General features: G+C 43.1%; 7 protein-coding genes and 1 CRISPR repeat array. Of the genes, 6 read left to right on the forward strand and 1 reads right to left on the reverse strand.

Annotated elements, in window-relative coordinates:
- Positions 1–11: 11 nt before the first annotated feature.
- The 4 genes from QUA20_RS02870 (at position 12) to cas2 (ending at position 4,986) form a co-directional block, all read left to right on the forward strand.
- Positions 12–2,135, forward strand: a complete 2,124-nt coding sequence (locus tag QUA20_RS02870; RefSeq protein WP_333185225.1) for a hypothetical protein — start codon at positions 12–14, stop codon at positions 2,133–2,135.
- Between the two features lie 14 nt (positions 2,136–2,149).
- Positions 2,150–3,748 carry a hypothetical protein gene (locus QUA20_RS02875; protein WP_333185227.1) on the forward strand — a complete coding sequence of 533 codons (1,599 nt, stop codon included), beginning with the start codon at positions 2,150–2,152 and terminating at the stop codon, positions 3,746–3,748.
- A 104-nt stretch (positions 3,749–3,852) separates the two neighbouring features.
- Positions 3,853–4,701: a CRISPR-associated endonuclease Cas1 gene (gene cas1 / locus QUA20_RS02880; protein ID WP_333185228.1), complete on the forward strand. Its 849-nt coding sequence runs from the start codon at positions 3,853–3,855 to the stop codon at positions 4,699–4,701.
- 3 nt (positions 4,702–4,704) lie between these two features.
- Positions 4,705–4,986 carry a CRISPR-associated endonuclease Cas2 gene (gene cas2 / locus QUA20_RS02885; protein ID WP_333185230.1) on the forward strand — a complete coding sequence of 94 codons (282 nt, stop codon included), beginning with the start codon at positions 4,705–4,707 and terminating at the stop codon, positions 4,984–4,986.
- A 199-nt stretch (positions 4,987–5,185) separates the two neighbouring features.
- Positions 5,186–7,103: a CRISPR direct-repeat array (repeat unit 24 nt; unit sequence TGGGGAAACTAATTGAATGGAAAC).
- Between the two features lie 1,441 nt (positions 7,104–8,544).
- On the opposite strand, the gene QUA20_RS02895 is transcribed toward cas2, so the two are convergent.
- Positions 8,545–8,829 carry a hypothetical protein gene (locus QUA20_RS02895; protein WP_333185234.1) on the reverse strand — a complete coding sequence of 95 codons (285 nt, stop codon included), beginning with the start codon at positions 8,827–8,829 and terminating at the stop codon, positions 8,545–8,547.
- 167 nt (positions 8,830–8,996) lie between these two features.
- Here QUA20_RS02895 and QUA20_RS02900 point away from each other — a divergent pair, with 167 nt between their 5' ends.
- Both QUA20_RS02900 and QUA20_RS02905 read left to right on the forward strand, forming a co-directional pair.
- Positions 8,997–9,230 carry a hypothetical protein gene (locus QUA20_RS02900; RefSeq protein ID WP_333185236.1) on the forward strand — a complete coding sequence of 78 codons (234 nt, stop codon included), beginning with the start codon at positions 8,997–8,999 and terminating at the stop codon, positions 9,228–9,230.
- A gap of 347 nt (positions 9,231–9,577) precedes the next feature.
- Positions 9,578–9,909, forward strand: a 332-nt coding sequence (locus tag QUA20_RS02905; protein ID WP_333185238.1) for a serine hydrolase, incomplete at its 3' end; no start/stop codon positions are given.

Here is a 9,909-nt window from a genome sequence, read left to right on the forward strand (position 1 = left end):
AGAAAAATTAAATGCCCGATCAACCAAAGCTCAAAGCGAAACCCGATCTTAAATTGGATACAGAACCGGAGAAAAATCACATAAAGAGTCCAGCGCCTCCACAGCCAAAACAGAAAAAACGCTCAGAAAATCCTTCTGTAACGCAAACTCCTCAAAAAAATTCTGGTGAAAAACAGACTCTCAAGATTGAATTTGAAGATGCTAAAAATGTTCCGTTGATGTTTCAGGCACAAATTCCCGATCGAGGAAATATTCAGTATGTAGGAGAGGAAAATAAAAAACAGAAGCGAGAATTAGAAAATATTTCAAAACCTCAGCAACATACAAAACAGTTTGGTATAGATAATAAGAAAAATAAGAATCAAGAAGGAGAGAAAGAAAAGCCTGCCTATGAACGTTGGGTGATGCAATGGCTAGAGGGTTGTCCACCTGCGCCAGAAAAAGTAGATGAAAAGCATCGCGCTACGCAACGATGTTCCGCGAAGTCTACTATCAAGCTCCCACAATTTGGCAGTAATGTGAAAAGCTGGGAATATTATCAGATTCGTTGGCGCATGGTGACTAATGGTGGACAGGATGAAGGGCTAATTCGTCCGGTGATTGGGGCAAAAGGGATGCCATTTTTTCCCGGTTCAAGCATGAAAGGAGCATTTTTGAGAGCCTGTCCAGAGGACAAACGTCAACAATACTGTGGTGGGGAAATTCTGATTAAAGGGGACAAACGGACCAAGCCGGGAATTTTACGCTTTCATGGGGGCTATCCAGTCGATATGTCTTGGGCGCAGTGCGATCGACTTGTGGACATTGCCCACGGGCAGCAACCCTATCAAGTTATGAGAAATACTAAAGAAAAAGGAGAAAATGCAAACGTTCAAATTTCTCTCTATCAGCCCAAGTTTAAGTTTGGAATTTCCAGTACAAAAATACTGGAAGATTCAGAATGGGCAGAAATTCAACTAATTTGGGAAAAAGCTTTAGGTAGGGGTATTGGCTCGCGGGTTAGTGCAGGATATGGGTATGTCGATCGCGTAAATCAAGATGGTTCTCTCAAACCTATTGAAAATTGCGATCGCATTCTTCTGTCTATCCATCTCAACGGACAAGGTTTAGCCTCTCAGTTGCTGCTAAAAAACAATGAACGAGATAAGCATAAAACGCCTGAATTTCGCCCCAATATGTTCAAAGCTGCTTTGCGAGGCCATACATTACGACTACTGGGGGGCATTGCTGACGAGAAAATTGCACAGGATTTAACCAAGAAACTTTGGGGTGGAATTCCTGAGAAAGGCGAAGATAGTCAAGAGATTGTTAGTGGGGGAGAAATTACTGAACAAAGGGAAGGCCAGAAACCAAAAGCGATTGTTGGCAGTATAGGTATTCATTTCACAGTAGATGGTAAACTCTGCACCAAAGGCAAACACACTTATAAGCAAGTAAATAAATTCGGCAAGCTTTCCACACCTGAAATGCCAACTTATAACTTGGAAAATGGCACGCTTAATCTGCTGAAAATAGGTGAAGTTAAACCAGAAATAGAACAATTCATCATTAACCTAGTCAAGTTTTCTGTTTTGCTGGGAGGTTTTGGTAAATCCTGGCGGCGAACTCACCATAAACTGTTTTATCCCAGCTATTTCGAGAATGATGATAAGCCGATGATTGGTTGTCATTGGGAATTCGCACGGGGATCGGAAGAGTTTTACATTCCAGCAAACGATCTGAATCACATTACCGAGTTTATTAACAACATTCGGGAAGATGCGATCGCCTGGGTGCGATCGGAAGTTCCAGGCTACCAACCAAACAGCTATGTGCGAAATTGGAGAGAAGCATGGCATCCCAATAAAGTACAAGTGTGGGGAAGGTTTGCAGAAAAGGGGAAAAGTCAAGCAGTCCAATGGTTCCATGAAACCAACCGATTGAAAGATTCATCTCTTGCAGGCAAGATGGGACAAATTGGGCGAACCTGGCATCGGATGTATCCGCGATACATCATCGAAGATGGAAAATTGACTCGTCTAGAAAATGAATATTTGGAACTATTAACTATTTTTCCAGATGAGTCAGATAAAAAATCACAACAGTTTATGGATTTTTTGTCAACTAAAAACAGTGGCTTTCAACAAATTTACTAATGTGAGGAACAACTATGAACGTTTGGATTATTACAACGGGTAGCAGTGACATACAGCTAACGACTGATAAGCACTGGAATTGTCTCTGCGATCGAGCAAAGGAGCAGCAAGACAGCAACAAAAAGCTGCATTTTGGCAAAAATATTGAGTTAACTAAATCTGTAGTAAAACCCAAGGGGAGCGATCGCCCAATTACGAGATTTCTTGCTCCTGCTAGAGCAATGGGCATTGTGTATGGAAATGCGATCACTGAGAATGTTGAACGCTATAACGACTTAGATTTTTCCTTACTCAATAACTTTTCTATGTTGTTGAATGAAAAGAAAATTATCTTTGACAGAATTATTATATTTGTGACCGATCAGAACGAGCTCTTCACAACCACTGAAAAAAATCAAATCTACTGTCCCTATTGGCAAGATACCTGTAGTTTTGAAGATCTTGTCAAACAATATTTTCAAAGATTTTCCCATAAACTTGAGGAAATCCAGCCAGAATTTTTGGTACTTAAACCAGATGTAAAAAATCCCGATTCTGCTTCTAACAGGCAGCCTGGATTAGACGATTGGAATTCTGTCCTTAAAATTGTTCAAGAAAAAATTGCAGGCATACAAGATATCCCTGAAAATGCAACTGTTTATGTCAGTCATCAAGCCAGCACTCCTGCTATTTCCTCAGCTATTCAGTTTGCTAGTTTAGCCAAATTTGGCAAGCAAGTTGAATTTCTAGTTAGTAATGTGGATGATCTAGAACATCCTGCTGATATAATTAGTAGCGGAGAATACCTCAAAGGAATTAAGTTTGAACAGGCTAAAGAATTACTCAGAAACCATGACTATGCAGGAGTAAAATTATTAGTCAATGATTACTTAGATTTTGAAACTCAGATTTTGCTTGATGCCGCAATTCAATGGAACTTTGCTAAGTTTGATGATTTTGCTAAAATGGTTTTGCAGCATCCAGATGGCAATCTTGTTGAAAAAGTTAACGATCGCACTAAAAAAGAAAATTGGTGGTGGACTGCTTATGAAGAGGGTTATTTAGCAGTAGTTCGACTCGATCAAAAGAACACTGTTGAAGCAATGTTCCACAGTTTTCGTGCAGTAGAAGGTTTAATTCGAGAATGGGCGGTATGGAAATATCAACCGCAGATTAGAGATTCTAATCCAAACCAACCAAGAACACTATATTTTCATGATGAAAATATAAATATGTCAACACAGCTAAGATACTGGTTCGATCGATTTTTTAATAAAAACCACTCTAATGTTGGATTGTTTGGGGAGCCACTTTTTGAATTGCTCAAAGCATCTCTTTCGCCGGGAAGATGGCATAACAATTCTGACATAAAAACAGTTGCCAAAATAACGAAAGAGGAAAGAAACTCCATCTTTCATCAATTACGAGGTTTACGAGAACCAGAGCTTTTCGCAGCTTGGGATACTGACAATGCAGAAGACTGGGAAAAAAGGGTACTAAGCTGTTTAATTTTTATATCTGAGCAAGATCCAGATTTTGACTTATCAAGAGAATTACCTTTGAAAGAAGTCAGCCTCATATCCCACGTACACAAGGAATTGAAAAATGCGATCGCCCCTAACAACTTCCCCTAACAACCTCCAAACTTAAATCGCCTTATCGGGATTTACGCATCACAACCAAAGAACCGGGGGAGCGGGGTTTCTACGACTAGAACGAGTATTGTCGCAAAAACCCGATGTATGGCTACCCGTGCGTAATTCCGATTTATGCAACTCAAGCAATTAGGACTTGTTCGCGCATGGGTTACTGTTACGGGCGGATTCTTCCGATCGAGCGCGGTTATCGCCAACTTTCTCGCTACCAGCAACAGTTGTGTTTTGCAGAACGTTTGCAAGTAGCCAGACGTATCGTGCAAGCTAAGCTGAAAAATAGTCGCGTTATCCTGATGCGGCAGCAGCGCCGACAAGCTTCTGATGTCATTGCTTTTGCGATCGACTGTTTGGAACATTTAATCAAAAAAGCTGGGGAAGCTGAAACTATTGAGAAGTTGATGGGGATGGAAGGTGCGGGAGCTGCTCAGTATTTTTCGGCTTTTGAAGAATGTCTCAGCAATCCTGATTTTGTGTTTGTCGGCAGGTCGCGCCGCCCTCCGGGTAATCCGGTTAATGCTATGCTCAGTTTTGGCTATCAAGTTCTCTGGAATCATTTGTTGAGTTTGATCGAATTGCAAGGTTTAGACCCTTATTCGGCTTGTTTGCATCAGGGAACGGAACGCCATGCGGCTTTGGCTTCGGATTTGATTGAGGAATTTCGGGCTCCAATTATTGATTCGTTAGTTACTTATTTAGTCAACCGCCGATTTGTGGATGCTGGCAGCGATTTTGTCTACAGTAACGGGGGGTGTTTCTTAAATGATACTGGCAGGCGCAAGTACCTCAAAGCTTTTTTAGAACGCATGGAGGAGGAAATTGAAACTGACTCTGGCAAGCAGCCGAAGTGGGATTTGCTAAACCAACAAATCAAAGCCTACAAACAATTCGTTTACAACCCAACCGAGCTTTATAAACCTTACCAAATTCGTTAAGCCTTGCTTTTCTACGTGGTGATTTACGATATTCCCGACAACAAACGGCGCTCTAAAGTGCATGATTTGTTGGAAGGTTACGGGACTTGGGTGCAGTATAGCGCTTTTGAGTGCGTACTCAGTCGGGCTAAGTTTGATGAATTGCGATCGCGAGTTGAGCAAAAGGTAAATCTCGAAGAGGATAGCATCCGGTTTTATCCGGTGTCGCGCCATACTTTGGGACAGGTGGAGGTTTTGGGAGTGGGAGCGCCGGTGACAAAAGCACCTGGGTCAGTGATTATTTAGCTAATGCTGCGAGGCTGGCAGTAAATTCACTCAAACGACCTTTTTTGGTTGCGAGCCTCGCTACATTACTGGGCAAGGGTTTCAGGGATTATTTTAAGCTAACACAGGTTTAAGTTCCACAAAAAAATCCTGAGCCTCGCAAATGGCCTCTAGACATCTTGCGCTGTCTTGGGTGTATCATAGATGACTCCCCACTCGTTGGGGAAACTAATTGAATGGAAACTTGAAAAATCCTTTCTTTCTTCCCACGTCCAGACAAGAGCACTCCCCACTCGTTGGGGAAACTAATTGAATGGAAACATTAGTTAGAAAACTTCTGTCACAGATGAGAATTGCTGCTTCTCCCCACTCGTTGGGGAAACTAATTGAATGGAAACAAGAAAGATTTCTTTGTATACGTCTTCGGAGGATAGTTTCTCTTTCTCCCCACTCGTTGGGGAAACTAATTGAATGGAAACTGCGCGACGGTTATTTCTATGTCAGAATAAGGAGGTGTTCTCCCCACTCGTTGGGGAAACTAATTGAATGGAAACTGGTTAGTATCGTACTGAGAATCCCCAATATGTACTCCCCACTCGTTGGGGAAACTAATTGAATGGAAACTGTACGACTACTTCATTATTCATGTTAAGACTCGACTGACGACTCCCCACTCGTTGGGGAAACTAATTGAATGGAAACTTTTCTTTGGTGATTTGAATAGCTACACAATCTAGATCTCCCCACTCGTTGGGGAAACTAATTGAATGGAAACAACATACTTGACTTATTTGTCATTTTGGGGTTTTGTTCATCTCCCCACTCGTTGGGGAAACTAATTGAATGGAAACAGGTCTGCCTTAGCAGATGTAACTACACAGCCATACGTGGCAGCGAATCTCCCCACTCGTTGGGGAAACTAATTGAATGGAAACACCAAATCCATCAGCACACGTGCCTGCTCCTTAAACTCCCCACTCGTTGGGGAAACTAATTGAATGGAAACAAATTAATTAGAGCAAAAGTCCAATCTTCTAAGGTTGTCACCCGGCTCCCCACTCGTTGGGGAAACTAATTGAATGGAAACACTCATAAAGCTGAAATTTGGTTAGGAAGTAGTAAGACTCCCCACTCGTTGGGGAAACTAATTGAATGGAAAGTCAAACCCCAGGTCTTCAAAGCTGACTTTAATGTCTGAACTCCCCACTCGTTGGGGAAACTAATTGAATGGAAACATCACCTCTTCAAAACTGATCGAGCTGCAATCAGTTGTGACTCCCCATTCGTTGGGGAAACTAATTGAATGGAAACTCCCAAGCGCGATCGTGTTATCCAAAGGCAATACGATTCCCCACTCGTTGGGGAAACAAATTGAATGGAAACCACCAGCGACCATCACATTCTTGCCGGATGCGACCGATGCCTTCTCCCCACTCGCTGGGGAAACAAATTGAATGGAAACGTTAGCGTACCTTCAACGACGATTTTTTCTTGATCTCCCCACTCGCTGGGGAAACAAATTGAATGGAAACTTTCAAAGCTTCAGTGTCATTGCCTAAAATATCTGGTGAGCTCCCCACTCGCTGGGGAAACAAATTGAATGGAAACGTATTAATTTATCTTCCATACTTGGTGGTATCACCCTTTTACTCCCCACTCGCTGGGGAAACAAATTGAATGGAAACTGTCCGGGTATACGAACCGGGGTCGGAGTCGTAATGACACTCCCCACTCGCTGGGGAAACTAATTGAATGGAAACTCCCCAATCTAAACCCCACTTTGCAGAACAATCTTTTCGATTTCTCCCCACTCGCTGGGGAAACTAATTGAATGGAAACTCAATTTGAGTAGAGCTGGTTAAATGACCAGTACGATATTCGCTCCACTCGCTGGGGAAACTAATTGAATGGAAACGGAGTGCCGGCCAACCGATCAAATTCAGACTTAAAATCCCGGCTCCACTCGCTGGGGAAACAAATTGAATGAAAACCTCTCTTTTTGCGTCGGCAAATCAATCCAAAATACTTCGTCTCCCCACTCGCTGGGGAAACTAATTGAATGGAAACTCTAGAACATCTTCCGCCCAATCTTGCCATTTATCTCCCTACTCGTTGGGGAAACTAATTGAATGGAAACGTGCTACCTACCAGGCAGCCAGCCGAAGCCTGCCCGATATCATTGACAGGCAAGTCTCCCCCTCGCTGGGAAACTAATTGAATGGAAACCGCTGCAAGGTGAGTTAAGCGACCTCGTTCTCTGTGGTTTTTTCAAGCTCCCCACTCGCTGGGGAAACTAATTGAATGGAAACTGGAAGGGTAGCACATGGTTAATGTGGTACAGTGTAGTATTCTCCCCACTCGCTGGGGAACCTAATTGAATGGAAACTTTTGCCAGCCTACCGAAGTCCCCAGCCACACGTTAGCTCTCCACTCATTGGGGAAACTAATTAAATGGAAACGCAATTTTGGTCATCGCGTTTGTATAAGTTTTGGCGGCGCTCCCCTTTCGTTGGGGAAACTAATTGAATGGAAACGCTATAAACACTAGAGCAGGCTCTATACTCCAGACCTACCCACTCGTTGGGAAAACTAATTGAATGGAAACATCCGATCGACTTCATCCAGTAGCCGCTTGTCCAGAGATTTGTCTTTGATTCTCCCCACTCGGTGGGGACACTAATTGAATGGAAACGTTCTTTAGCTATGGACAGGACAATCATGTTGGGACTCCCCACTCGTTGGGGAAACTAATTGAATGGAAACACCCAATCAGTTCCACCAATCCAAAACCATCTACCACTCCCTACTCGCTGGGGAAACTAATTGAATGGAAACGCTAAAACAAAATTAGTGGAAGTCTTCTATTAATGCGGTAGTTTAAGGGCAACCATAAATAGCTGTTGACAAAAGACTAGATTTCTAATAGTCTATTTTTGGGGGGATGCTTTTTGGGAAACGCCTCTACCGCATAGAGTAAACGTCCTTAAGGCATCGTCCTATTCCCCAGCCGAAGGGTGACGGCACTGTCTAGCAAATTTAACTTGTCACTTGCTAGAAATACATAGCTAAGACAAAGTGTGTTGAAGTCTTCTATTAATGCGGAATCGAAGGAGGCTTCGACTTCACACGACCCGCAAACAGAACTTAAAAAATCAGAGTTTTCTGTAGTGCCAAAAGCTCTAAGTTTTTAACCTCTGGAAAACTTCAAAGACAAACTTTTACAACTCAAATTTCTGCAATTAATCCGAATTGCGAAGAATTAACAAGCACAAAAAAAGCCCCATACTTGGGGCAAAACCTAACTATTTTCAGTCGTTGGGTGGCAGGTTTATTATATTGTTGGTAAAACTCTCCCCTACGAGAATTGGGCAGACACGATCGCTTATTATGAAGTCACCAAAACCCAATCGTCCGCTGTTTTGACAATCTCAGAATTCTGCAAACTTAAATCTTTTAAACCTGGTTGAATAGAAACAACCGATCGCAGCTACGGAACTTAACGCTAAATACTTCCCACTCGTGGGGCAAGCTAATTGAATGGAAACGGGCGATCGTCAAAGTTCAAGAGATACCAGGTTTTCAGTGGAAGCTCCCCACTCCTTGGGAAAACTTCTGTTTCTTAACCCAGTCAGTTCCTCCGAGCGATCGCCACTCTCGGATTACAGTGATCGCCATCAATAGGAAGATAATCCTTACCCCTCGACTTCCTTCAACCCGTCCTCTAGCACAACATCCCGCACTATATCCACTTTCTTGCGCCCAGTTGTAGCTGCCAGCACCGACAATTTGCGGTGTTCTCCCGACGAACATATCAACGGTAAACCTGACCGTCGCTTCTTTATCGGGTGCTTGCAGTTTGCTCATTAAACTAGGCTCCTTTGATTGAATGTGTAGAGTCTGGTGCAGATACTATCGGCTGCGGTGGTGTTGCAGTTGGCAATGCAGTTTCTGGTGTCAGCGATGCTGTAGGCGTTGGTGGTTGTGATGGCTAAGAGGGTTGGGAGGGTCGGGATGGCTGCGAGAAAGAGCGGATGCTGCTTGACCACCGAACGCGAACTCTTGCACCGGGCGTCGTATCTACAATATCTACATCTGGGGATTTACTTTTTTTGGCTCACAACGGTAATGCTCCTAAAATTTCTTTGAACAATTTTTGGTACTCCTTCTCAATATCTTTAACAGATGGCAAGATTTCCCCCAACAGTATCCAAATGTGTTTGCCTGAACCGATCGCCTCCAACATCTTCCCGGTTTTGTCGCCTTGATTGGCATTTCAGAACCTGTTGCAGCGCAAGAAGGGTATCACGCCAATACTTCTGGGTTAGCCCTCGAACTGATAAATTGAAAGGTGTTGGCTCAAACCGGATATATTACTGGCGACAAAATATCACCCACGTTGGGAAGCAGAAAATACTATGGATGAACTAAAGACTTATCTAAATAGACGCAAAACTCCTACCCGTTCTCTCAAACAAGAGCGAAGTTCTTCGAGAAATCTACGGCTGGTTTTTAGGAAACTATGAAGCCAACGCACAGAGGTACAGCAATTAAAACCTCACCCCTAACTTTTTCTATCCTTAATACGGCTTAACTCTAACCGAGAACTATTGACATGATTCCAACAATTAAAAAAGCTTGGCTTTACACATTTTGCTTGTTTTTACTGACTCTTGGTTGCACCAGCGTTAACTCAAGTAATAGAGAAGACACCCCCAACAACGAGACAAGTGCACCGAGCGGTATCACAATATCCAACGCCGAGCGCACAAACGAATTACGCGATCGGATCGAACAAATTTCTCAAGCAGCTCTAGGGCGCGTTGGAGTTACAGCCACAGTTCTAGAAACCGGAGAGTCAGTTACTTTGAATGGAAATCAGCAATTTCCGATGCAAAGCGTTTACAAGTTTCCTATTGCAATGGCTGTTCTGGCTCAAGTAGACCG

Origin of the sequence: Microcoleus sp. Pol7_A1, assembly GCF_036701085.1 — a bacterium.
Taxonomy (GTDB): Bacteria; Cyanobacteriota; Cyanobacteriia; order Cyanobacteriales; family Microcoleaceae; genus Microcoleus; species Microcoleus asticus.

Coding starts and splice junctions, on each gene's coding strand:
- QUA20_RS02870 (WP_333185225.1), top strand. CDS start 12: ATGCCCGATCAACCAAAGCTCAAAGCGAAACCCGATCTTAAATTGGAT.
- QUA20_RS02875 (WP_333185227.1), top strand. CDS start 2,150: ATGAACGTTTGGATTATTACAACGGGTAGCAGTGACATACAGCTAACG.
- cas1 (WP_333185228.1), top strand. CDS start 3,853: ATGTATGGCTACCCGTGCGTAATTCCGATTTATGCAACTCAAGCAATT.
- QUA20_RS02895 (WP_333185234.1), bottom strand. CDS start 8,829: ATGAGCAAACTGCAAGCACCCGATAAAGAAGCGACGGTCAGGTTTACC.
- QUA20_RS02900 (WP_333185236.1), top strand. CDS start 8,997: ATGCTGCTTGACCACCGAACGCGAACTCTTGCACCGGGCGTCGTATCT.